This window comes from Simplicispira sp. 125, from assembly GCF_003096555.1.
Lineage (GTDB): Bacteria > Pseudomonadota > Gammaproteobacteria > Burkholderiales > Burkholderiaceae_C > Simplicispira.
Map to the genome: position 1 here is coordinate 1,182,515 of NZ_QEKM01000001.1, position 23,729 is coordinate 1,206,243.

Annotated in this window: 23 protein-coding genes; 7 read left to right on the forward strand and 16 right to left on the reverse strand. The window is 63.2% G+C overall.

Annotation, left to right across the window (positions count from 1 at the left end):
• Positions 1-92 precede the first annotated feature (92 nt).
• The 7 genes from C8D04_RS05390 to scpA form a co-directional block, all read right to left on the reverse strand.
• Positions 93-569: a VOC family protein gene (locus C8D04_RS05390; protein ID WP_116003934.1), complete on the reverse strand. Its 477-nt coding sequence runs from the start codon at positions 567-569 to the stop codon at positions 93-95.
• A gap of 131 nt (positions 570-700) precedes the next feature.
• Positions 701-2,749: an acetyl/propionyl/methylcrotonyl-CoA carboxylase subunit alpha gene (locus C8D04_RS05395; protein WP_116003935.1), complete on the reverse strand. Its 2,049-nt coding sequence runs from the start codon at positions 2,747-2,749 to the stop codon at positions 701-703.
• A 22-nt stretch (positions 2,750-2,771) separates the two neighbouring features.
• Positions 2,772-3,335, reverse strand: a complete 564-nt coding sequence (locus C8D04_RS18540) for a hypothetical protein (RefSeq protein ID WP_133243604.1) — start codon at positions 3,333-3,335, stop codon at positions 2,772-2,774.
• A gap of 91 nt (positions 3,336-3,426) precedes the next feature.
• On the reverse strand, positions 3,427-3,582 hold the full coding sequence (locus tag C8D04_RS05400; RefSeq protein ID WP_158550284.1) for a biotin carboxylase N-terminal domain-containing protein: 156 nt from the start codon (positions 3,580-3,582) through the stop codon (positions 3,427-3,429).
• 673 nt (positions 3,583-4,255) lie between these two features.
• Positions 4,256-5,788 carry an acyl-CoA carboxylase subunit beta gene (locus C8D04_RS05410; RefSeq protein ID WP_116003938.1) on the reverse strand — a complete coding sequence of 511 codons (1,533 nt, stop codon included), beginning with the start codon at positions 5,786-5,788 and terminating at the stop codon, positions 4,256-4,258.
• A 40-nt stretch (positions 5,789-5,828) separates the two neighbouring features.
• Positions 5,829-6,857, reverse strand: a complete 1,029-nt coding sequence (meaB, locus tag C8D04_RS05415; RefSeq protein ID WP_233521116.1) for a methylmalonyl Co-A mutase-associated GTPase MeaB — start codon at positions 6,855-6,857, stop codon at positions 5,829-5,831.
• Positions 6,854-9,022, reverse strand: coding sequence for a methylmalonyl-CoA mutase (gene scpA / locus C8D04_RS05420; protein WP_116006032.1), 2,169 nt, complete (start codon positions 9,020-9,022; stop codon positions 6,854-6,856). Before scpA ends, meaB begins: the two co-directional genes overlap by 4 nt.
• A gap of 120 nt (positions 9,023-9,142) precedes the next feature.
• On the opposite strand from scpA, the gene C8D04_RS05425 reads away from it, so the two are divergent.
• The 3 genes from C8D04_RS05425 to C8D04_RS05435 all read left to right on the forward strand — a co-directional run bounded on the left by C8D04_RS05425 (position 9,143) and on the right by C8D04_RS05435 (position 12,559).
• Positions 9,143-9,778, forward strand: a complete 636-nt coding sequence (locus C8D04_RS05425; protein WP_116003939.1) for a GntR family transcriptional regulator — start codon at positions 9,143-9,145, stop codon at positions 9,776-9,778.
• A 127-nt stretch (positions 9,779-9,905) separates the two neighbouring features.
• Positions 9,906-10,604 (forward strand): DUF3334 family protein, encoded by a 699-nt coding sequence (locus C8D04_RS05430; RefSeq protein ID WP_116003940.1) that lies wholly within the window; start codon positions 9,906-9,908, stop codon positions 10,602-10,604.
• 101 nt (positions 10,605-10,705) lie between these two features.
• Positions 10,706-12,559 carry an AMP-dependent synthetase/ligase gene (locus C8D04_RS05435; RefSeq protein WP_116003941.1) on the forward strand — a complete coding sequence of 618 codons (1,854 nt, stop codon included), beginning with the start codon at positions 10,706-10,708 and terminating at the stop codon, positions 12,557-12,559.
• 35 nt (positions 12,560-12,594) lie between these two features.
• Here C8D04_RS05435 and C8D04_RS05440 read toward each other — a convergent pair whose 3' ends face one another.
• Positions 12,595-13,701 carry a saccharopine dehydrogenase NADP-binding domain-containing protein gene (locus tag C8D04_RS05440; RefSeq protein ID WP_116003942.1) on the reverse strand — a complete coding sequence of 369 codons (1,107 nt, stop codon included), beginning with the start codon at positions 13,699-13,701 and terminating at the stop codon, positions 12,595-12,597.
• 140 nt (positions 13,702-13,841) lie between these two features.
• Here C8D04_RS05440 and C8D04_RS05445 point away from each other — a divergent pair, with 140 nt between their 5' ends.
• Positions 13,842-14,288 (forward strand): Lrp/AsnC family transcriptional regulator, encoded by a 447-nt coding sequence (locus C8D04_RS05445; RefSeq protein ID WP_116003943.1) that lies wholly within the window; start codon positions 13,842-13,844, stop codon positions 14,286-14,288.
• 69 nt (positions 14,289-14,357) lie between these two features.
• Here C8D04_RS05445 and C8D04_RS05450 read toward each other — a convergent pair whose 3' ends face one another.
• Positions 14,358-14,948 carry a lysophospholipid acyltransferase family protein gene (locus tag C8D04_RS05450; RefSeq protein ID WP_116003944.1) on the reverse strand — a complete coding sequence of 197 codons (591 nt, stop codon included), beginning with the start codon at positions 14,946-14,948 and terminating at the stop codon, positions 14,358-14,360.
• Positions 14,949-15,067: 119 nt separating this feature from the next.
• Positions 15,068-15,586, reverse strand: coding sequence for an OmpA family protein (locus tag C8D04_RS05455; RefSeq protein WP_116003945.1), 519 nt, complete (start codon positions 15,584-15,586; stop codon positions 15,068-15,070).
• 101 nt (positions 15,587-15,687) lie between these two features.
• Between C8D04_RS05455 and C8D04_RS05460 the strand changes: the two genes are divergently transcribed.
• The 3 genes from C8D04_RS05460 to C8D04_RS05470 all read left to right on the forward strand — a co-directional run bounded on the left by C8D04_RS05460 (position 15,688) and on the right by C8D04_RS05470 (position 17,917).
• On the forward strand, positions 15,688-16,311 hold the full coding sequence (locus C8D04_RS05460) for a gamma-glutamylcyclotransferase (protein WP_116003946.1): 624 nt from the start codon (positions 15,688-15,690) through the stop codon (positions 16,309-16,311).
• On the forward strand, positions 16,308-16,955 hold the full coding sequence (pdxH, locus tag C8D04_RS05465) for a pyridoxamine 5'-phosphate oxidase (protein ID WP_116003947.1): 648 nt from the start codon (positions 16,308-16,310) through the stop codon (positions 16,953-16,955). Before C8D04_RS05460 ends, pdxH begins: the two co-directional genes overlap by 4 nt.
• Positions 16,956-17,053: 98 nt before the next feature.
• On the forward strand, positions 17,054-17,917 hold the full coding sequence (locus C8D04_RS05470) for an NAD(P)-dependent oxidoreductase (protein WP_116003948.1): 864 nt from the start codon (positions 17,054-17,056) through the stop codon (positions 17,915-17,917).
• Between the two features lie 12 nt (positions 17,918-17,929).
• Here C8D04_RS05470 and C8D04_RS05475 read toward each other — a convergent pair whose 3' ends face one another.
• The 6 genes from C8D04_RS05475 to C8D04_RS05495 all read right to left on the reverse strand — a co-directional run bounded on the left by C8D04_RS05475 (position 17,930) and on the right by C8D04_RS05495 (position 23,373).
• Positions 17,930-18,886 (reverse strand): AEC family transporter, encoded by a 957-nt coding sequence (locus tag C8D04_RS05475; RefSeq protein WP_116006033.1) that lies wholly within the window; start codon positions 18,884-18,886, stop codon positions 17,930-17,932.
• 128 nt (positions 18,887-19,014) lie between these two features.
• On the reverse strand, positions 19,015-20,232 hold the full coding sequence (chrA, locus tag C8D04_RS05480; protein WP_116003949.1) for a chromate efflux transporter: 1,218 nt from the start codon (positions 20,230-20,232) through the stop codon (positions 19,015-19,017).
• A gap of 26 nt (positions 20,233-20,258) precedes the next feature.
• A complete protein-coding gene (locus C8D04_RS05485; RefSeq protein ID WP_116003950.1) occupies positions 20,259-20,930 on the reverse strand; it encodes a hypothetical protein in 672 nt (223 codons plus the stop codon).
• Positions 20,931-21,056: 126 nt separating this feature from the next.
• A complete protein-coding gene (locus C8D04_RS05490; RefSeq protein WP_116006034.1) occupies positions 21,057-21,929 on the reverse strand; it encodes a hypothetical protein in 873 nt (290 codons plus the stop codon).
• Between the two features lie 209 nt (positions 21,930-22,138).
• Positions 22,139-22,264 (reverse strand): hypothetical protein, encoded by a 126-nt coding sequence (locus C8D04_RS19105; protein WP_255415504.1) that lies wholly within the window; start codon positions 22,262-22,264, stop codon positions 22,139-22,141.
• 74 nt (positions 22,265-22,338) lie between these two features.
• Positions 22,339-23,373 carry a patatin-like phospholipase family protein gene (locus tag C8D04_RS05495; protein ID WP_116003951.1) on the reverse strand — a complete coding sequence of 345 codons (1,035 nt, stop codon included), beginning with the start codon at positions 23,371-23,373 and terminating at the stop codon, positions 22,339-22,341.
• Between the last annotated feature and the right edge of the window lie 356 nt (positions 23,374-23,729).

Here is a 23,729-nt window from a genome sequence, read left to right on the forward strand (position 1 = left end):
CGTCGCGCTTCGTCGCGCAACGTGCGCCGATTGCACAGCAAACCTGATGGGCGTTGCGTGGCTGTGCCCTCGGTCAGAGTGAAAGATGGAAATCAGCCCAGGGCAGAAATCACTTCGGGTGGCGCCTGCACCAGCTCGATCAGCACGCCCTCGCCCGCGATCGGAAATTCGTCGTTGCTCTTGGGGTGCAAAAAGCAGATGTCATACCCGGCCGCACCTTTGCGCACGCCGCCGGGCGCAAAGCGCACACCCTGGGCCGTGAGCCATTCCACGGCGGCGGCCAGGTCGTCGATCCACAGGCCGATGTGGTTGAGGGGCGTGGTGTGCACGGCCGGCTTCTTGTCGATGTCCAGCGGCTGCATGATGTCCACCTCCACCTTCCAGGCGCCCTGCCCCATGGCCAGGATGTCCTCGTCCACGTTCTCGCGCTCGCTTTGGAAGGTGCCGGTCTGCGTCAGGCCCAGCATGTCGACCCACAAAGTTTTCATGCGCTGTTTGTCGGTGCCGCCAATGGCCACCTGCTGGATGCCCAGCACCCGGAAAGGACGTTGCTCTGCTGTTTGTGCCATGGTTATTCTCTGGTTGATGAAGCGATAAATGCTTCTGTTTTTATAGCTACTTGCGCTTGATAGATAAGCGCCAGAGGCCAAAAAGACTCAAAAAAGGGGCGCGAGGCCCCTTGGTGTGAAGATACGGCTGCTTATTGGAATTCCAGAATCACCTGGTCCACACTGAGCGACTCGCCCTTGCCCGCCACCAGCTTGCCCACCACGCCATCTTGCGTGGCCAGCAGGACGTTTTCCATCTTCATGGCTTCGATGACGGCCAGCTTTTCACCGGCCTGCACCTTCTGGCCTTCCTGCACCACCACATCCACCAGCAAGCCGGGCATGGGCGAGAGCAGGAACTTGGACAAATCCGGCGGCGCCTTGTAGGGCATGAGTTGGTGCAAGCGTGCGCCCAGCGGCGAGAACACGATGGCTTCGATCTGTGTGCCGTCGTGGGCAATGCGCATGGCCAGGGGGTTCTTGCCCGCGCCGCGCTCCACCTGGGCCGTAAAGCCCTGGCCATTGCAACTGCCTTGCACACGGATCTGGCCCAGCGTTGCCGTGCTACTGATGTGATAGCTGTTACCGCCCACGGAAACTGCGCTAGAGCCCGATTTGTTCTCAAAATCGGTCACGCTTACGTCGTGGTACTGGTTCTGCCCCAGCGCACCCAGGCTGGCTACCACAAAGGCCTCGCCCACTTTCACCTCGTGCCCGGCCAGCTGGCCGCTGATGCCCGAGGCCCGGGCGCGGTAACGGCGGTGCATGTAAGCGGCCAGCGCCACCAGGAACAGCGGGTCGTCGTGCGGCACGTCCTCGGCCACAAAACCATGCGCATAGTTCTCGGCGATAAAGCCGGTATTGAAATCGCCCGTGACGAACTTGGGGTGTGCCAGCAAGGCGGCCTGGAACGGAATATTGCTGCTGATGCCGCGAATCACAAAGCCATTGAGCGCCGCGCGCATCTTGAGGATGGCGTCGTTGCGGTCGGTGCCGTGCACGATGAGCTTGGCGATCATCGAGTCGTAGAACATCGGAATCTCACCGCCCTCGTACACGCCGGTATCCACCCGCACCCCGTATTTTTTGCTGGGGTCGGCCTGGAACATGCTCTCCTCGGGCGGTGCAAAGCGCACCAGGCGGCCGGTGGACGGCAGGAAGTTGCGGAACGGGTCTTCGGCGTTGATGCGGCACTCGATGGCCCAGCCGTCGCGCTTCACGTCGGCTTGCGTGAGCGGCAGCTTTTCGCCCGCCGCCACGCGGATCATCAGCTCGACCAGGTCCAGGCCGGTGATGCATTCCGTCACCGGGTGCTCCACCTGCAGGCGGGTGTTCATTTCCAGAAAGTAGAAGTCTTGGTCTTTGCCGACCACGAACTCCACCGTGCCGGCGCTTTGGTACTGCACAGCCTTGGCCAGCTGCACGGCCTGCTCGCCCATGGCCTTGCGGGTGGCCTCGCTGATGAAGGGCGACGGCGCTTCCTCGATCACCTTCTGGTGGCGGCGCTGGATGGAGCACTCGCGCTCGTTCAGGTAGATCACGTTGCCGTGGCTGTCGCCCAGCACCTGGATTTCAATGTGGCGCGGCTCCTGCACAAACTTCTCGATGAAGATGCGGTCGTCGCCAAAGCTATTGCGCGCTTCGTTCTGGCAGCTGGCAAAGCCCTCGAACGCCTCCTTGTCGTTGAACGCCACGCGCAGGCCCTTGCCACCGCCGCCGGCGGAGGCCTTGATCATCACGGGGTAGCCAATGCCTTTGGCAATCTCCACCGCTTGCTCGGGGCCGGCAATCGCGTCGTTGTAGCCGGGGATGGTGTTGACCTTGGCCTCCAGCGCCAGTTTCTTGGACGCAATCTTGTCGCCCATGGCGGCAATGGAATGCGCCTTGGGGCCGATGAAGGCAATGCCCTCTTCTTCGCAGCGCTTGGCAAAGGCCTCGTTCTCGGAGAGGAAGCCGTAGCCGGGGTGCACAGCCTGGGCGCCGGTCTGTTTGCAGGCATCGATGATCTTGTCGGCCAGCAGATACGACTCGCGCGAGGGCGCCGCGCCAATGCGCACGGCCTCGTCGGCCAGCTTGACGTGGCGGGCTTCCTTGTCGGCGTCGGAGTAGACGGCGACGGTGGCGATGCCCATTTTTTTTGCCGTTGCAATTACTCGGCAGGCGATTTCACCACGGTTGGCGATCAGGATTTTGGTAAACATAAAGAACTCCTCGATCTACGGCTCAGATGCCGCAGGCATTCAATAACGATTGAGTAAGCATGGCCCTCTCTTCGGTCGAAGGGATACGCTTATGCAAGGCTTTTGGTCCACCCCGCCAGGTGGTCATGGTTTTCAATGGCTTAGAAAGCCAGCCAATGTTGAAACACACCTCATCAGAGTGTTCTGCTGTCGCAAAAAACTCCAAATGACTCCATTCGGGCAGGTTGTCGTGAATCCACCAAGCGATTGCTTCGTAGGTACAGGTTTCTGCAAGAACTGCTCTTGAAATACTAGGAACGCTGATGCACGCGGTGGCACCGATTCCATTGTTTTCACTCGGATGGTCCCAAGTGTGAAATCCACGGTTATCCGCCGCGCAGTTGTGTTTTTCAACACCTGCAGCATTCACTTCCAGGCTTCGATAGCCAGAGCGAACATGAATTCGCCCGAATCGTTTTTGAAGCGGCTCGAGCAGCTGACTACAAAGCTTTGAGCCGGCTTCGACGGCAACGTCGATTCGAGTCTTTTCCGGAACATTTCGCAGTTGATACTGCACAGCGATTTCGCTGTACAGGAATTCGCGCATGTGAAAGCTCTCGGACAGTGCAATTCGTCCAAGCCGATCCAGGCCCGAGTAGCTTTGGGGGTCGAAACGTACCATATGTGGGCGCGGTGATTTACAGCGGTATATTCCCGTGCTTGCGCCACGGATTTTCCAGCTTCTTGTCGGCGTCGGAGTAGACGGGGACGGTGGCAATGCCCATCTTTTTGGCGGTAGCGAAGACTCGGCAAGCGATTTCGCCGCGGTTCACGATCAGGATTTTGGTGAACATGTGTTTGTCTCTTTCACTGAAGATCATTTGAGGTCATTGTCAAGCGACTGAGTCGCGTCAGGCCATCCCATGCATCAAGAGTCGGCGGATATTTCCGAGGATTAAAGAATCCGACTTCTTCCAGCGTCCATTGCCCTCGACCGAATTGGCAGGCATTGCATGCCGTTACCAAATTCGGCTCGTCATTCGTTCCACCCCGGCTGTGCGGAACGATGTGATCGAGTGAGGCACTGAGGGCTGCCAGCGCAGCGTGCTTGTCAGCGTTGCGCGCTCCCCACCGTGCTATTTCTGGCAAGCAGCGATGCAATCGCGTTCGCATGCTGCGGTCAATCACGCGTGTGCCGCAATATCGACACCGCCAACCGTCTCGCACGTAAATAGCGCGCTCAGAACTCGATGTGGGCATGCGCTGGTCACTGCGTTCAACCTCATCGCCGACAGAGGGCATTGCCGATTGCCAGTGCACCAACGGATTGACTGCACCGGTTACCAGTGCGGTGTACGCGGCGATAACAGGCATGTCGGCCTCTGCCACTAGTTGCCGGGCGTTCGCTGCATCACCTGCCAATAGGCAGTCTGCAGCAGACGCCAGCAAATCCGCAGCAGATGAAAGCTGCGGTATCGGTGTCAGAAAACACCGCCTGGCAGGGGCATGGGTTGGCAACATGAGGGTCTACAGCGGAATATTTCCGTGCTTGCGCCATGGGTTCTCCAGCTTCTTGTCGCGCAGCATGACCAGGCTGCGGCAAATCCGCTTGCGTGTCTCGTGCGGCAGGATCACATCGTCAATAAAGCCGCGTGCGCCCGCCACAAAGGGGTTGGCAAAGCGCTCTTTGTATTCCGCCTCGCGGGCGGCGAGCTTCACCGGGTCGTTCTTGTCTTCGCGGAAGATGATTTCCACCGCGCCCTTGGCGCCCATCACGGCAATCTCGGCGTTGGGCCAGGCCAGGTTCACGTCGCCGCGCAGGTGCTTTGAGCTCATCACGTCGTACGCACCGCCATAGGCCTTGCGGGTAATGACGGTGACCTTGGGCACGGTGCATTCCGCATAGGCAAACAGCAGCTTGGCGCCGTGTTTGATGATGCCGCCATACTCCTGGCTGGTGCCGGGCATGAAGCCGGGGACATCCACGAAGGTGATGACGGGGATGTTGAACGCATCGCAAAAGCGCACGAACCGCGCCGCCTTGATGCTGCTCTTGATGTCCAGGCACCCGGCCAGCACCAGGGGCTGATTGGCCACGATGCCGACGGTCTGGCCTTCCATGCGGGCCAGGCCAATGACGATGTTCTTGGCGTAGTCGGGCTGCAGCTCAAAGAAGTCGCCGTCATCCACCACCTTGGTGATCAGCTCTTTCATGTCGTAGGGCTGGTTGGCGTTGGCGGGCACCAGCGTGTCGAGCGACTTGTCGGCCCGGTCGGCCGGGTCGTTGCTGGGGCGCACAGGCGCTTTTTCGCGGTTGTTGAGCGGCAGGTAGTTGTACAGACGGCGCAGCATGAGGATGGCCTCGACGTCGTTCTCGAAGGCCATGTCGGCCACGCCGCTCTTGGTGGTGTGCGTGCCAGCGCCGCCCAGCTCCTCGGCGGTCACGTTCTCATGCGTCACGGTCTTGACCACATCGGGGCCGGTGACAAACATGTAGCTGCTGTCCTTGACCATGAAGATGAAGTCGGTCATGGCAGGCGAGTACACGGCGCCGCCTGCACACGGCCCCATGATCATGCTGATCTGCGGCACCACGCCGCTGGCCAGCACGTTGCGCTGGAACACATCGGCATAGCCGCCCAGGCTGGCCACGCCCTCCTGGATGCGCGCGCCGCCCGAGTCGTTCAGGCCGATGACGGGTGCGCCGACCTTCATGGCCTGGTCCATGACCTTGCAGATTTTCTCGGCGTGCGTCTCGGACAAGGCACCGCCAAACACCGTGAAATCCTGGCTGAACACAAAGGCCAAGCGTCCATTGATGAGGCCGTAGCCCGTCACCACGCCATCGCCCGGGATTTTGCTGTCTTCCATGCCAAAGTCGGTGCAGCGGTGCTCGACGAACATGTCCCACTCTTCAAAGGTGCCGTCGTCCATGAGCAACTCGATGCGCTCGCGCGCCGTGAGCTTGCCCTTGGCATGCTGTGCATCGATGCGCTTTTGCCCACCGCCCAGGCGGGCCAGCGCGCGCTTCTTTTCCAGTTGATCGAGGATGTCTTGCATGGTCGTCCTTTGAGTGAGCCTGTGTTGTTTGAGTTGCTATTTATTCAATAGCTGACAGCGCTTGTCCTGATTGCGCTGAGAGCAGATTTCTTGCTGCAGTCGATGCTGCAATGCGCCCGGCCGCCACATCGGCCTGCAGTTGGGGCAACAAATGCCGTACCTGCGGATGCTGGCGAAACGACTGCTTGAGCCCGGCGTCGATGCGCTCCCACATCCACGCCAGCGCCTGTTTTTCACGCCGCGCGGCCAGGCGGCCGTTGGCCGTTTGCAATTGGCGGTATTGCGTGACGGCATCCCAGAAACTACCGATACCCTGCCCCAGCAGCGCGCTGATCTGCAGCACCTTGGGGTGCCAGCGCGTGGTGTCGTGCGAGGCGTTGTCGGGGTTGCCGTGCTGGCTGAGGATGCGCAGGCTCGATGTGATTTGCGCGTCGGCCCGCATGGCGGCATGGGGGTCGAGGTCGGCCTTGTTGATGACCACCAGGTCGGCGATCTCCATCACGCCCTTCTTGATGGCCTGCAGATCGTCGCCGGCGTTGGGCAGTTGCAGCAGCACAAACATGTCGGTCATGCTGGAGACTGCCGTCTCCGACTGGCCCACGCCCACCGTCTCGACGATGACGATGTCGTAGCCCGCGGCCTCACAAACCAACATCGCTTCGCGCGTTTTTTCGGCCACCCCGCCCAGCGTGCCGCTGCTGGGGCTGGGGCGGATGTAGGCATTTGGGTTGACCGACAGGTGTTCCATGCGCGTCTTGTCGCCCAGGATGGAGCCGCCCGAGACAGTGCTGGACGGATCAATCGTGAGCGCCGCAATGCGGTGACCTTGCGCAATGAGATACAGGCCCAGCGCCTCGATAAAGGTGGACTTTCCCACGCCCGGCACGCCGCTGATCCCCAAGCGAAAGCTCTTGCCCGTGTGCGGCAGCAGCGCCGTCAGCAACTCGTCGCCCTGGGCGCGGTGGTCGGCGCGGGTGGATTCGAGCAGCGTGATGGCCTTGGCCATGGCGCGGCGCTGCTGGGCGGCGCTGCCATGCAGGATGCCGTCGAGAATCTCCGCAGGGATCACGCCACTGCCTTGCGAATCTGCTCCAGCACATCCTTGGCACTGGCGGGAATCGGCGTGCCGGGGCCGTAGATGCCCTTGACGCCTGCTTCATACAAAAAGTCGTAGTCCTGCGCAGGGATCACGCCGCCGACAAACACCACGATGTCGTCGGCACCCTGCTCCTTGAGCGAGGCGATGATCGCGGGCACAAGGGTTTTGTGGCCGGCGGCGAGCGTGCTCACACCCACGGCGTGCACGTCGTTTTCAATGGCCTGGCGGGCGCATTCTTCGGGGGTTTGGAACAGCGGACCGATGTCCACGTCGTATCCCAGGTCGGCAAACGCCGTAGCGACCACTTTGGCGCCGCGGTCGTGGCCGTCCTGGCCCAGTTTGGCGATCATCACGCGGGGGCGGCGGCCCTGTTCTTCGGCGAAGGCGTTGATTTCGCCCTTGAGTTGGTCCCAGCCTTCGGCCGAATCGTAAGCAGCAGCGTACACACCAGTCACCTTTTGCGTATCGGCGCGGTGGCGCCCGTAAACTTTTTCGAGCGCGTCACTGATCTCGCCGCCGGTGGCGCGCAGGCGCACGGCCTTGATGGACAGATCCAGCAGGTTGCCTTCGCCGGTTTCTGCTGCAGAAGTGAGAGCGTCCAGCGCTTTCTGCACAAGTGCTGGGTCGCGTTTTTCCCTGATATTTTTGAGGCGCTCGATCTGGCCGTCGCGCACCTTCACGTTGTCGATCTGCAGGATATCGACCGGGTCTTCTTTGGCGAGCTTGTATTTGTTCACGCCGACGATCACGTCCTTGCCGCTGTCGATGCGTGCCTGCTTCTCGGCCGCAGCCGCTTCGATCTTGAGCTTGGCCCAGCCGCTGTCCACGGCCTGCGTCATGCCGCCCATGGCTTCGACTTCTTCGATGATCTTCCAGGCGGCGTCTGCCATGTCCTGGGTCAGCTTTTCCATCATGTAGCTGCCAGCCCAGGGGTCCACCACGTTGGTGATGTGCGTCTCTTCCTGGATGATGAGCTGCGTGTTGCGCGCAATGCGCGATGAAAATTCGGTCGGCAGCGCAATGGCTTCGTCGAGCGCGTTGGTGTGCAGGCTCTGCGTGCCGCCAAACACCGCCGCCATGGCCTCGATGGTGGTGCGCACGATGTTGTTGTAGGGGTCTTGCTCGGTGAGCGACCAGCCAGACGTCTGGCAGTGTGTGCGCAGCATCAGGCTCTTGGGGTTCTTGGCGCCGGTCTCCTTCATGATGCGGCACCACAGCAGGCGGGCGGCGCGCATCTTGGCCACTTCGAGGTAGAAGTTCATGCCGATCGCCCAGAAGAAGCTCAGGCGCCCGGCGAATTCGTCCACGTCCAGGCCCGAGGCAATGGCGGTTTTGACATATTCCTTGCCGTTGGCCAGGGTGAAGGCGAGTTCGAGCGCCTGGTTGGCGCCAGCCTCCTGCATGTGGTAACCCGAGATCGAGATCGAGTTGAACTTCGGCATGTTCTTGGCCGTGTAGCCAATGATGTCGCCAATGATGCGCATCGAAGGCTTGGGCGGGTAGATGTAGGTGTTGCGCACCATGAACTCTTTCAGAATGTCGTTCTGAATGGTTCCGCTGAGCTTGTCTTGCGAGACGCCCTGCTCTTCCGCCGCCACCACGTAGCCCGCCAGTACGGGCAACACCGCGCCGTTCATGGTCATGGAGACGCTCACCTTGTCGAGCGGGATCTGGTCGAACAGGATCTTCATGTCCTCGACCGAGTCAATCGCCACGCCCGCCTTGCCCACGTCACCCGTGACGCGCGGGTGGTCGCTGTCGTAGCCCCGGTGCGTGGCCAGGTCGAACGCGACCGACACGCCCTGCCCGCCGGCAGCCAAGGCCTTGCGGTAGAAGGCATTGGACTCTTCGGCGGTGGAGAAGCCTGCGTACTGGCGAATCGTCCAGGGGCGCACCGCGTACATGGTGGCCTGCGGGCCGCGCAGGTAGGGCTCAAAACCGGGCAGCGTGTTGGCGTAAGGCAAGTCGGCGGTGTCTTGCGCGGTGTAGAGCGGCTTGACGGTGATGCCGTCGGGAGTGACCCAATTGAGGGCCTCCACATTGCCGCCGGGGGCCGATTTGGCAGCGGCCTTGGCCCAGGCATCAAGGCTGGCGGCGGCGAACTCGGGGGCGTTTTTGTTCTGCGAGTCACTCATGGCGGCAAATTCTCCGGCGGTTGGCATAGCTTGGTTTCAGGGCATTCCCTGTGATGTGAGCGAGTTTACATCATTCATAATTATTCATTCAAAATATTCCGTGCAGCTTACAATCGCTCCATGTCCACTCTGACCCTCACTCCCCGCGCCCTGTACGAAGAAGTGGCCGAACTGCTGCGCCAACGCATCTTCCAGCGGGAACTGGAGCCGGGTTGCTGGATTGACGAGCTCAAGATCGCCGAGGAATTCGGCATCAGCCGCACCCCCTTGCGCGAAGCCCTGAAGGTGCTGGCCGCCGAAGGACTGGTCACCATGAAGGTACGCCGAGGCGCCTATGTGACCGAGATGTCCGAGAAAGACCTGCGTGATGTTTACCACCTGCTCAGCCTGCTGGAAAGCGATGCTGCAGGCGTGGTGGCCCGCGCCGCCAGTGACGAAGATCTGCGCGCATTGCAAAACCTGCACGCCGAACTGGAGGCTGCCAAGGGGCAGCGCGACCAGTTTTTTGTGATCAACGAACGCTTTCACATGCGCTTGCTGGAGCTGGCCGACAACCGCTGGCGCAGCCAGATGGTGGCCGACCTGCGCAAGGTGATGAAGCTCAACCGCCACAACTCCCTGTTCAAGCAGGGCCGCATTGACGATTCGCTGCGCGAACACCGCGCCATCATGGCCGCCCTGCTCGCCCGCGACACGGCGGCCACGGTGCAAGCCATGCAAAGCCATTTCACCAACGGCCTGGAAGCTGCCACCTGATCCGCGCCCTGGTTCACCGTGGCAGGAAAACCCCGCCAAAGACTGAAACAGGCTGAAACAACTGGCGAGCCTGTGCCGCCTGCCCTATGCTGTGAGCACCAACCACTTAGCGCACGCAGTCTGGCCCATGAAGTCCTCTGAAGAAACCGTTGTTTTTGGTACCGAAGATCTGTTGCTGAGCCTGTGCAACTCCGTCACGCGCGTGCTGACCGTGGCCACGCACAGCGATATCCGCTATTCCGGCATGGTCCAGCGCATCACGCGCACCTGCCTCAAACCCGACATTGGCTGCTTTGTGCTGTTTGATGGCGGCTTCTCTGGCTTGGTCATCATCAATTTTTCAGCCCAGGCCGCGATGGAGTTGTATTCCAACTACCTGCTCAACATGGGCATGCAGCAGAGCGACCTGGCGCGTTCCTACACGGCGGACGAGGTCAGCAACGTGATGGGCGAGCTGATGAACCAGGTAGTGGGCGACTTTACCGGCAAGGTGCACCGCGAGCTGCACACCCACATCACGCAAAACCAGCCCAAGATGCTGGTGTTGAACAAGCAGGTCATGCTGAGTGTGGATGCCAACCTTGACCAGCCCGAAGCGCGGCGCGTGACTTTCTATACCGGCTCCAACAACATCTTCTATCTGGAGCTGGCCATCGACAAGACAGAGTTCGTCAAGCTCTACGATTTCGCGCCCCAGGAAGTGCCCGATCCCGATGCCCTGATCGACCAGGCCCACGAGCGTGCAGCGGCCGCTGCTGGTGCGCCCGCCTCAGCGGAGCCGTCATCGTCTGCCACTGACGATCTGCTCCGCTCCCTGGGCATGTAGACAGGCGGAGCCCCGCCCAGGGCGGGCGGTATGATTTAAGGGTTTTCCCGCGCTCTGGCATCCATGCCAATGCCGCCAGCCCCACCCCATACCGCCCCGAGATGACCACGACCCACACCGACATCGCCTCCGCGCAGACGCTTCCCCAGCTTTTTGCCCGCCGGGCAGCCCTGACCCCCAGCGCGCCGGCTTACCGACTTTTTGACCCCGCCACCCAAGCTTGGTTTGACCTGAGCTGGGCGCAAACCGCCGAAAAAGTGACGCAGTGGACCCAGGCCCTGGTCGCCATGCAGCTGCCCCACGGCGCGCGTGTGGCCATCTTGCTGCCCAACGGGCTGCACGCCGTGTGCGCCGACCAATCCACCCTGGCTGCGGGTGGTGTGCCGGTGCCGCTGCACGCCATCGACAACCCGGGCAGCATTGCCTACATCCTGCAAGACAGCGAGGCCTCGGTGCTCGTCGTGGATCAAGTTGCGCAGTGGGAACAAATTCGCGGCGTGGGTACGCCGTTTCCCGCGCTGCGCGCTGTGGTGGTGACGGACGAAGACCCCGCCCTGCAGCCCCATCCCGCCAGCGCCAGCGGCCCTGCCCTGGGATCGCTCGCGCAATGGCTGGGCGGTGCAGGGCAAGCCCTGGCCACGCCAGCGCCCACACCGCCGGGTGCGGACGACCTCGCCGCCATCGTCTATACCTCGGGCACCACCGGCAAGCCCAAGGGCGTCATGCTGACGCACCGCAACGTGGTCAGCGATGTGCAGGCCGTGCTGGAACGCATTGCACCCACCCAGGACGACGTTTTTCTGTCCTTCCTGCCGCTGTCGCACACCTTCGAGCGCACAGGGGGCTATTACCTGCCTGTGGCGGCAGGTTGCTGCGTGGCCTTTGCGCGATCGGTGGCTTTGCTGGCCGATGATCTGAAAACCATTCGCCCCACGGTGCTGGTCTCGGTGCCCCGCATCTACGAGCGCGTTCACGCCAAGTTGCTCGAAATGTTGTCGCCCACGCCCTGGAAAATGCAGCTCTATGAAGCTGCCCAGTCCAAAGGCTGGCAGCGCTTTTGCCGCGCACAAGGCCTGCCGCCGCCCGCACATGACGAAGCATTGGGCGGCTGGATGAACCTGCTGCCCTGGCCTGTGCTGCAGGCCCTGGTGGCACAACCACTGCTGGCGCAATTTGGCGGGCGCGTGCGCGTGGCGGTCAGCGGCGGCGCGCCGCTCTCACCCACCATTGCCAAGTGCTTTCTGGGCCTGGGCTTACCGCTGGTGCAGGGCTACGGCATGACGGAAACCTCGCCCGTGGTGTGCGTGAACACCGTGCACGACAACGACCCTGCCAGCGTGGGCCGTGCGCTGCCGGGCGTGGAAGTGCGCATTGGCGAGAACCGCGAGCTGCAGGTGCGCGGCCCCATCGTGATGAAAGGCTACTGGAAGCGCCCCGAAGACACCGCCAAAACCCTGGACGCCGAAGGCTGGCTGGGCACCGGCGACCAGGCCGACATCGTCGATGGCCGCATTTACATCCGGGGGCGCATCAAGGAAATCATCGTCACCTCGACCGGCGAAAAAATCCCCCCGGGCGACCTGGAACTGGCGCTGCAGTCCGACCCGCTGCTCGAACAAACCTTTGTGGTGGGCGAAAACCGCCCCTTCATCGCCTGTGTGGCGGTACTCAAGCGGGACGAATGGCTGCGCCTGGCCGAAGGCCTGGGCCTGGATGCACAAGACCCGGGCAGCCTGAACAACCCGGCGGTGCACCGCGCCATCCTGGCGCGCATTGAAACCAGCACCGCCAGCTTTCCGCGCTACGCCGTGCCCCGCACTGTGTACTGCACGCTGGAGCCGTGGACGACAGAAAACGGCTTCATGACGCCCACGCTCAAGCTCAAGCGCAACAATTTGATGGCCTCTTTCGCTCAAGCCATCGAGGGCATGTACCAAAAGCCCGGGGGGCGCTAAGCGCTGCTGAGCCGCGGCCGCATGAATCTAAAACCTCATGCGGCCACGGCCTCCCCCGCGCATTCAGTGGCGTAGGCCTGCCCAAACCGGTTGCCGAGAAAATCCTGCAGCGCCACGGCCTCTTGCCCGACAAAGCCCTTTTGCGGCAACTTGTCCTGGGCCACCAGATCCAGCGCAGTGCAGATCCCGGCGGCCGTGGTGCGCTGGATGGCGCTCAGCCGGTGGCCCGCCACCTCGGTGCCAAGGATGCGGCCCGAATACGAATCCTGCACCAAACGCCCGCCGCGCAGCCCCGAGGCGCTGGCAAACACCACGATCACATCCTGCTCGGTGGTGGGAATGGCCGCCTCGAAAATTTCCTTGAGCAGATCGCGCCGGTCGCGCAGGCGCAGATCGTTGAGCAGCAGCTTGAGAATGGCGCAATGTCCGGGGTAGCGGATCGACTTGTAGTCCACCTGCCGCGCCCTGCCCGCCAGGGTTTCGGTCAGCGTGCCCAGGCCGCCGGAGGTATTGAAAGCCTCGTACTCCACGCCATCAAGCGCAAAGGTTTCCAGGCCGTCCAGTGCCGCGACGGTGGTGGCCTGGCCGTCCACGATGGCTTCGCAGGGGTTGCAGTATTCATTGATCAGGCCCTCGGTGCTCCAGGTCAGGTTGTAGCGCAGGGCACCCTGCGGGTAGCGCGGCAGCGCCCCCACGCGCATGCGCAGACTGTGCAGCTCGTCGAAGCGGCACGCCAGGTCGTTGCCGACGATGCCAATGAAACCCGGTGCCAAACCGCACTGCGGCATGAGCACGCTGCGTGCATCCTGCGCCAGGGCTCGGATGGCCTGGGTGCTCTGCACGTCTTCAGTCAAATCAAAGTAATGCACGCCGGCCTGCGCGCACAGCGTGGCCACACCCACGGCGCAGTGGAAAGGCAGCGCATTGAGCACGGCGTAGCGGCCGCTAACGGCGGTTTGCAATGCCGCATCGTCGGGAGTGGCCAGTGTGGCCACGTCCAGCACGGCCACGGCTTCCAGGCGCGCCGCATCGCGGTCGGCCACCAGAACGTCATAGTCGCCGCTGCGCGACAGCAGCAGCGCCATGGCAAAGCCGATATGGCCTGCCCCCAGGATGGTGATGGAACGGCGGGTCGTGATCATGGCGTGTCTCCTTGTAGTGTTGGTGGTGCTGTGGTTCAGCTCACTCAATGCTACGGCGCAGTGCTGTCAATGTGTAGCATGTAAAACGTCGAATAACTTGCTAATATTCGTCAAAATAACGAAAACTATCGACACAAGCCATGAACGCCCCTCTGGACGACACCGACCGCCAGCTTCTGAGCCTGCTCCAGGCCAACGCGCGCGAGAGCACATCCACACTGGCACGGCGCCTGGGTTTGGCGCGCACCACGGTGGTGGCGCGCATTGCGCGGCTAGAGCGCACGGGTGTGGTGGCCGGCTATGGCGTGCGCCTGGGCGCGCCCATGGACAGCGCCGCCGTACGCGCCTGGTGCAGCCTGAGCTTGCTGCCACAAACAGCGCCCGCCGTGCTGCGCGCCTTGGCCGCCATGCCCGAGGTGGAAGAAGTGTCGGCCGTGAGCGGCCAGTTCGACTACCTGGCCTTTTTGCGCTGCGCCAGCCACGAGCGACTGGACAGCCTGCTCGACCAGATCGGCCAGATGGACGGCGTGCACAAAACGCAGACCAGCATCGTGCTCAGCCGCAAGATCGATCGGCGCAGTGTGTGATGAATACTATTGATTAGATAGCTGCTAGCGCTTACCAGTAAAGCGCTAGAGGCCAATTTTTCATAAATTTCAGGCTTCGAACTGCGCTGCGTTCTTGCCCTGGATGGGCGCATAAAAAGCCTTGATGCGCACCATGTCCTGCTCGATATCGCCCGTGGGCTCGAACACCGGCCCCAAGCCACCGACCTTGCGGCCATAGTCCACAAAGGCCAGCACGATGGGTACGCCCGCCTGGTGGGCGATGAAGTAAAAGCCTGTTTTCCAATGCCGCGTCTTGCCGCGCGTGCCCTCGGGCGGAATGATGAGCTGCATGGGGCCGTCGGCATCGCGCATGGCCTGCGCGGACATGGCCACCAAGTTGCCAGCCTGGCCCCGGTTGACCGGAATGCCGCCCAGCCAGCGCATCAGCCCCCCAAACGGTGCCCTGAACAGGCTTTGCTTGCCCATCCAGTACACCCGCAGGCGCAGTGCAAAGGCAATCATCAGGGTGTAAGGCAAGTCCCAATTGCTGGTGTGCGGGGCCGCAATCAGCACGCTCTTGGCGGCATGGGCGGGCAAAGAGCCTTCGACCTTCCAGCCTGTGGAACGAAGAATGGCGAGCGACAGCCCGCGCAGCAGGCTGTTGACGACCGGGGTATCAAAAATGGTGTGGTGGTGCATGGCGAGGCAATCAAAGGGCGCACCAAAAATTTTTGATACTTTTTGCTACATCATGGGTGAGTGTAGCAAGCCTGCACCACCAAAATGGGCCATGGCAGCAGCCATGGCCGGGACCAAAATCACGAACCCGACAACACCACTTCGACGCGGCGGGCTTCGGCGTTGCTGCCGCTGGCCTGGGTTTCTTCGGGTTTCTTCAGCTCGACACGCTCTTCAGCCACACCCAGGGCCTTGAGGGCTTCGCGCACAGCCAGGGCGCGGTTCTTGGCCAGTTCGGCGTTCAGGGCAGCGTCGCCCGTAGCGTCATGGAAACCCGAGACGATCGCCATGCGGCCATCGGCCACGCCCTTGACCACATCGGCCAGGGCCTCGTTGGCGCCTGCGGCCAGATCGGCCTTGCCCGAGGCAAAGTAGAACTTCACCACACCGTCCTCGACACGCACGCTGGCCACGTCTTCCGTCACCACCACCGCTGCGGGAGCAGGTGCCGTTACAGCCACAGGTGCGGGTGCATGGGCGATGCCACGCTTGTAAACTACCACGCCGACCACGGTGGACACCACCAGCGCAATCAGCGCAAACAGGAAACCCAGGGCAAAGCGTTCTTGGCTATCGTCGTCGGAACTGCTGAAGGACATTATTGAAACTCCGGAAAAATGGGGTGGAACAAAAGCCTGTTGACGATCTCCCAAACGTCGCAAACAGAGCCCAAGGGATAACCCGCTATTGTAGAGTCCGCATGCCTGAATTTTCTGCCCCCACGCGCGACCCGGCGCCCTTGCTCGAAAGAGCCTTGCAAGAATGGGGCGGCCAGAGCGATCTGTGGGTTTTTGGCTATGCCTCGCTCATCTGGCGCCCCGAGTTCGACTACACCGAGCGGCGCGACGCCCGCGTGCACGGCTGGCACCGTGCGCTCAAGATGTGGAGCCACATCAACCGGGGCACCCCGCAATGCCCTGGTCTGGTGTTTGGCATGCTCTCGGGCGGCAGCTGCCGGGGCATGGTGTTCCGTGTTCCACAAAAGCATGCCCACCAGGTCATGGTGAACCTGTGGCAGCGCGAAATGCCCGTGGCCGTGTACGACCCGCGCTGGCTGACCTGCCACACCCCCCAGGGGCCGGTGCAGGCGCTGGCGTTTACGCTCTCGCGCAGCAGCCCCAGCTACACCGGCGAGCTGCAGCCCGATGAATACCGCCGCATCTTCGAGCAAGCCAGCGGCCGCTATGGCAGCACACATGACTATGCGCGCGACACCCTGCACGGGCTGCGCGAGGTGGGCATCCACGACCAGGCGCTGGCGCGCCTGCTGCAGTTCTCCAGCCCCCCGCCCGGCCCCGACGGCCCGGGCACAATGGCGCAATGAGCAGCCCCAACACCTCCATCGCCGATCTGCGCAAAAGCTACGAACGCGCCGAACTCAACGAAGACGCCTCGCACGCGGCCCCGCTGCAGCAGTTCGACCAGTGGCTCCAGGAAGCCATCCGCTCCCAGGTGCCCGAACCCAACGCCATGACGGTAGCCACCGTGGGCTGTGACCTGCGGCCCAGCACCCGCGTGGTGCTCATCAAAGGGTATGACGAGCGCGGCATCGTCTGGTACACCAACTACGAAAGCCGCAAGGGCCGCCAGCTGGCGGGCAACCCCTTTGCGGCGCTGCAATTTCACTGGGTGGAGCTCGAGCGCGTAGTGCGCATCGAAGGCACCGTCGAAAAAGTCAGCGACGCAGAGAGCGACGAATACTTTGCCAGCCGCCCGCTCGACTCGCGCATCGGCGCCTGGGCCAGCCCGCAAAGCCAGGTCATCTCGGGCCGGGGCGTACTGGTCGCCAATGCCGCCAAATACGGTGCGCAATTCATGCTCATGCCTCCCCGCCCACCCCACTGGGGTGGCTACCGCCTCCAACCCGAGCAATGGGAGTTCTGGCAGGGGCGCAAAAGCCGCTTGCACGACCGGCTGCGCTACCGGCGCGATGGAACCCAATGGATACGCGAGCGCCTGGCACCGTAAACAGGCTATCGGACTTGTGAACCAGGTCAAAGGGGCATTTTTGCGTCCCTACACTTCGGCGCATTCTTTGGTACCCACTACGACAAGGAGACAACGCAATGCAATCCGAAAAAAATGCCGCACAAGCTGCCGCAAACAGCCTCCAAGGCAAAACTCTCTTCATCACCGGTGCCTCGCGCGGCATTGGCCTGGAGATTGCAAAGCGCGCTGCAGCCGACGGCGCCCACATCGTCATCGTGGCCAAAACCACCGAGACCAACCCCAAACTGCCCGGCACCATCTACAGCGCAGCCGCTGAAATCGAGGCCGCAGGCGGCCGTGCCCTGCCGCTGGCCGTGGACATCCGCGATGAGGCCGCCGTGCTGGCCGCCGTGGCCAAAGCGGTCGAGACCTTTGGCGGTATTGATATCCTGGTGAACAACGCCAGCGCCATCAGCCTGACCGGCACCGAAGCCACGCCCATGAAGCGCTTCGACCTGATGCACGGCGTCAACGCCCGCGGCACCTACCTGTGCACCATGGCCTGCCTGCCAGAGCTGAAAAAATCGGCCGCTGCCGGACGCAATCCACAAGTGCTGACCATGTCGCCCCCGCTCACCATGCAGACGCACTGGTTCCAGCCCCACACGGCTTACACCATGGCCAAGTACGGCATGAGCATGTGCACACTGGGCCACGCGGGCGAGTTCAAACGCTTTGGCATTGCCGTCAACAGCCTGTGGCCGCGCACCGCCATTGCCACGGCTGCCATGCAGATGATTCCCGGCGTGGACATTGCGCTGTGCCGCAAGCCCGAGATCATGGCCGACGCCGCCTGGCACATCCTGACCAATACCTCCGGTGCCACGGGCAACTTCTACATCGATGATGCGGTGCTGCAAGCGCATGGCGTGACCGACTTCGACCGCTACGCCGTCACGCCGGGCAACACCCGTTTTCTGCCCGATCTGTTTGTGGATTGACGGCGCGGCCCGTCACACCGCCACAAACCGCGCCACCAGATACATCACCACGGGCAGCGTGACCAGAGCCATGGCGGTTGATACCGCGATGCTCGCGGTCACCTCGGCCTCGGCCACGTCGTAGCGCAGGGCAAACAAGAAAACGTTGGCGCCAATGGGCAGCGAAGCCGTGACGACCAGCACCGCCAGCGCCGGGCCCCCAAAACCCAGCAGCAGACCCAGCGCGGCCAGCACCAGCGGGAACACCAGCGTTTTGACCAGTGCCACGCGCAGCGCAGGCCATAGGCCCGAACCGATTTTGGAGAACGCCAGCGTGACGCCCACCAGCAGCAGCGCCAGAGGCCCCAGCGCCTGGCCCAGCAGTTGCAGGGGTTTGTCGACCACGTCGGGCACGACCAGCCCGGTTTGTGCAAACAGCAGCCCGGCGATGATGGGCAGCGGCACCGGGTGCAGGATGCCGTTCTTGACCGCCTGCAGCACCGTGCGCAGCATGTGCGGCGGGGGCTGGCCCGGCGTGTGGGCACGCTCGCGTGCCGCGGCCAGCTCAAACACCACGGTGGCGCCAGTCAGCAGCACCAGGGCATGCACCGAGATCAGGGTGAACAGCGTGACCAGGCCCGCCTCGCCAAAGGCCAGCCCGATGAGCGGCACGCCGATCATGATCGTGTTGCCAAAGGTATAGGCCAGCCCCCGCGCTGCGGCCAGCGGGGTAAAGCCTTGCACGGCGAGCGCTGCACCAAACACCAGGGCGGCGGCAGCGAAATAAATGCCCACCGGCCCGAAATCGAGCGTTTCAATGTGCACCGTGCTCATGGTGCGGAACAAAAGCGCGGGCGTCAGCACCATGAAAACCAGGTTGGACAGGTCTTTCACCGCTGCAGCCCGAATCCACGCGGCGCGCGCGGCCACAAAACCCAGTGCAATGAACAGAACGACCGGAACCAGGGAGGCGAAGACTGGAGAGTTCAAGATACGCAGGCCGACAGACGGCAAAGAAATAGGCCAGGATATGCAGCGCATCCGCGCCAAAAATACTATGTTTTTGATAGCTTTCAGCGTTTATATTTAAAGCGCTGGAGGCCATTTTCTCTTAAAATCTAAACCAGTGCTCCGGCCGTGGCGCAGGCCAGCACCACGGCCCAGGGCGGCACGCGCCAGAACACCAGGGCCACAAAGGCCAGCAGTGCCAGCCCGAAATCCGCCGCGCCCAGGATGGCGCTGGTCCACACGGGGTTGTACAGCGCCGCCAGCAGCAGCCCCACCACGGCCGCATTCACCCCCGCCAGCGCCGCCTGCGCGTGGGCACTGCGGCGCAGCGGCTCCCAAAACGGCAGCGCCCCCGCCACCAGCAGGAACGAGGGTACGAAGATGGCCACCAGACACACCAGCGCTCCCAGCCCGCCCCCTGGCCATGGCGCCATGGCTGCGCCCAGAAAAGCCGCAAACGTGAACAGCGGCCCCGGCACCGCCTGCGCAGCGCCGTAGCCCGCCAGAAAGGTATCGGCGGTCACCCAGCCCGGCGGTACCACCACGGCCTGCAGCAAAGGCAGCATCACATGGCCGCCACCGAACACCAGCGCACCGACGCGGTAAAACGCATCGAACAGGGCCAGGCCCCTGCCGGGCCACCACTGCGCGGCCAGCGGCAGCAGCACCAGCAGCGCGGCAAACACGATCAGCAGCGCAGCCCCCGTGCGCTGGCCCAGCCGGACAGGCAACGCCTCGTGTGCGCCCTGCACCGCAGGCGCCAGGGTGGCTTTTCTGCCCCACAACCACCAGCCCACGGCACCGGCCAGCAGCATCACGCCCACCTGCGCCCACACACCGGGCCACAGCAGCATGGCACAGGCCGCCAGCACCATCAGCGTGACCCGCGCCCGCCCCACGCACAGGGTGCGCGCCATGCCCCACACCGCCTGCGCCACCACAGCCACGGCCACCACTTTCAGGCCATGCAGCGCGCCCGCATTCAGCACTGTGGTGCCGCTGGCCAGCCCCAGGCCCAGCAGGGCCAGCAGCAGCGCCGAGGGCAGCGTGAACCCCAGCCACGCCGCCAACGCACCGGGCAACCCTGCGCGCAGCAGGCCCAGCGCCATGCCCACCTGGCTGCTGGCCGGGCCAGGCAGAAACTGGCACAAGGCCACCAGGTCGGCATAGCTGCGCTCGGTCAACCATTGGCGGCGCAGCACAAACTCGGTACGGAAGTAGCCCAGATGCGCCACCGGGCCACCAAACGAAGTCAGCCCCAGACGCAGGAATATCCAGAACACCTGCAAGGAGCCCTGGTACTTTGTTTCTTGGGGTGCATGTGCCATTGCAGATGTACCCGTTCAACGCACCTTCAAGGCGCCTGCCATTGCACCGGTACCGTTTTGATGTCGCTGTTGGTCCAGGCGGTCACGGTGGCGGTGATGCGGGTGCCTTGGCCACTGCTGGTTTTGCTGACCGAACGAACATGCAGTCGGTAGTCGGGCGTCACCTGCTGCTGCGCCAGCAGCCGGGCGTGGGCCGCAGCCTCGCCGCTGCGCAGCACGGCCACCACCACACCCAGGCCCACCACCAGCACCACACCCACCAGCGCCGGGGGCGTCATGCTCCAGGGTTTGAGGTTACGGGCAGCGCGTGCGGCGCGCACGGGCTCGCGCCCCAGTTGCCATGCCAGCCAGCCCAGCAGGCCCACCACCATCACCGCCAGCCCGACCGCGACCGGTTCAGGCCCCATGCCCAGGCGCAGTTGGGCAAAAGTCAGGCTGAAGGGCTGCATGAAGGGCAGGACAAACACCGTGGCAAGCAGGGTTGCCAGCAACCACACCGCAAACCAGCGCGCCACCAACGCGGCCTGCAGGCTGCCGCGCAGCATGAAGATGCCGGCCACGACCGCAAAGAGGTTGAAACCCGAGGCGTAGGCCAGGCCCTGGGCCAGGCTGTACGCCAGGGCTGCCAGGTCGATCAGCCCTGCCGCCAGCAATACGGCGCCGGCGTTGCGAAGGATGGGGAGGTATCTTGTGTCCATACGGTGCGGGCCGCTGCTGCAAGGGTATGTGCCTATCCCGCGGCAAAACAGGCCAATGTTGTGAAACTGGGCTTTCAGGAGGCGAACGTTACCACCGCCAGCCCCCCACTGGCAGGCCCGCAGGGTTCAAATCTCGCGCGGGCCGCTCCACACCCCGCTGCGCAGGCCTTCGGGGCTTTTGAGCGCCCACACCTGGGCGCTGGCGCTCCAGGCTTCTTCCTGCACGTTCAGCCCGGCAAACACGCCGTAGCCCTGGCCCGCGCAAATATCCTCGCCCGCGCACAAGCTCTCGCCGGCCTTGATGGCGCCCTGCGCGTGGATGCACTCACCCGCCTTGATGCCCCATCCCGCTTCCAGGTGCGATGCGCCCGTCAGCGCCCCGCCCACCAGCATGCCCTGCCCTGCCCGCACGCTGTCTCCTGCCGTCAGATGGCCGCCTACGCGCAGGCCTTTGTCGCAGGCCAGCGGGCCCTGCGCAATCAAATCCTGCCCCACAAAGGCCCCGCCTCGGAGCGTGAGCTTGCCGTTGCAAACCACATCCCACGCGGCCCGCAGGTCACCGCCGCAGTGGATATCGCCCTCCACCTGCACGCCCCAATCGGCGCGCACGTCGCCTCCGGCCTGCAGCGCGCCGCCGCTGACGATGCTGCCTGCCACGCGAATATCCTCGCCCGCCACCACATTGCCGCCCGCACGCAGCCCGCCCCCCGCGCGAATAGAACGCCCCGCCTGGATGACAGTGTCCACATCAATGCCGCCGCGCACCTCGATCGTGCCGGCAAACACGATCGCCTCGGCCTCCAGCACATCCACCGTCAGCACCGCATTGGTCGGGCCAAACTGCGTGAGCAGCCAGCAGGCATCGTCCACACGCCCGGCATTGACCAGCGTGTCCAGCGCATCCTGGTAACCGGTGCCGTCTTCCACATGGCGGCTGAACCAGCGGAAACCATCGGCGCATGGGCTTTTGGCCCGCAGAAACTTTTTGGTGAATTCCATCGCCATCACCCCCGGCCTCGCGCGTTCGTCCGTGGGCAGGCAGGTGCGGTAATGCGGGGCCAAGGCCCATCGGCATAGTCTGGTGGCATGGCACATCTCCTGAAAAAGAGCGGCCCAGCGCGCCCGAATCAGGGCAAAGCAGTCGGCCGCCATCGCGCGGGGCTGGTGCCCGGCGATGGAGGTTCTGCGCAGATGAAAGAGAAGGAAGGTTATCGCCGGGCGGAGGAATGTGCGACCGGCTTGTAGGGCCAGATCTCACGTACCACGGCGTGCCCGTCCACAGCCACGCAGCCGCGCTGCGGACCGGTGTGAATGGACGGTGTTTGGGAAGGCATGGGGGCGAATGGTAGCAGCGAAGCCATTTGAAGTGGCGTCGCCGGGTTAATGGGGCGAACGCGACTGGCGCTCCTCAGGGCTTCATGCAGGGTTCACCCAGCCCGGCCATCCCCGCCATTTTCTGCAGGCGCGAGCGCTTCTCCATGCAAGCCTTGTATTGGGCCTCGGCGGCTTTTTGCTGTGCCAGATGGAGGGTCTTGGCGCGTTCGGCCTGCAACTGGGCCACGCGCTCGCGGATCTGCGGCATCGCGGCCAGGGCGGCTTTTTCGCCCTCGACGATGGCCGTGGCGCGCTGGCTGAAATCTGCCGAGCCCAAATCCAGCACCTTGGGGCGGACGATGACGTCGGCCCGCGCCAGTTCGGCCTGGCCCAGCTTTTGGCCCATGATGGCGATCGACTGGCTGAGCGTGCCCAGCATGTCGCCCGGCGACTTGCCCCGGGCCTTGTTGGAAATATCCACCGCAATCACCACATCGGCGCCCAGCTGGCGCGCTGCATCCACCGGCACCGGGCTGACGATGCCGCCATCCACAAAATGGTATTTGCCAATGACCACGGGCTGAAACACCCCCGGCACGCTGCTGGACGCCCGCACCGCCTGGCCCGTGTTGCCCCGTGCAAACACCGTGCGCTCGCCATCTTCAAGCCGCGTAGCCACCGCCACAAAGGGCCGGGCCAGTTGCTCCAGCGGCTTGCGGCGCACCTGTTCGTTCACATAGTCCTCCAGCTTCTGGCCTTGCACCAGGCCGTCGGACGACAGTTGCAGGTCGCGGATCTTGCTCTCGTCCAGCGCCACGGCCTTTTCCTGCAGTTCAAAGGCATTCATGCCGCTGGCATACAGCGCTCCTACCACGCTGCCCGCACTGGTACCCGCTACCACCGCTGGCGTGAACCCATTGGCTTCCAACATCTTGATCACGCCGATATGCGCAAACCCTTTGGCCGCGCCGCCGCCCAGGGCTATGCCGATCTTGATGGGGGGCGTGGGGGCAGTGGTAGCCGTGGGCTCGGGAACAGCCGATGGCGCGCTTGGTGGGGTGCTGCCACAGGCCGCCAGGGTGGCAAAAAGAAGGCACGCCAAGGAGCGCGGGAAGCTGCCAGGGCGCATGCCGGGGAAAGGAATTGTCATGGAGGGCTCAGTGTAGTGTTTCACTCTCGTCGGCTGCTAGACGCAGGGGCGCAGACATATCGGGTGACGTCAAGCCATTGCAACAATGCAGATAGCCCCCTTGGCTACTGGCCCAGAGGGAGCACCACTGAGAGTGAAACCCTGCACAAAAGGTTGAGCGGCCGGTAGCGCCCTATAGGTGGTGTAGGCGCCCAGCGCAAGGTTTGCCGCTGCGGCGATCGTGTGGGGAGCACCCAGCACGTATTTTTAAAACCAGGAAGAATATTAAAATATATCAAAATATTAAATAAGCTATAATCTACCGTGTTGCAGTCACCGCTCTTGACGCGTGCAGT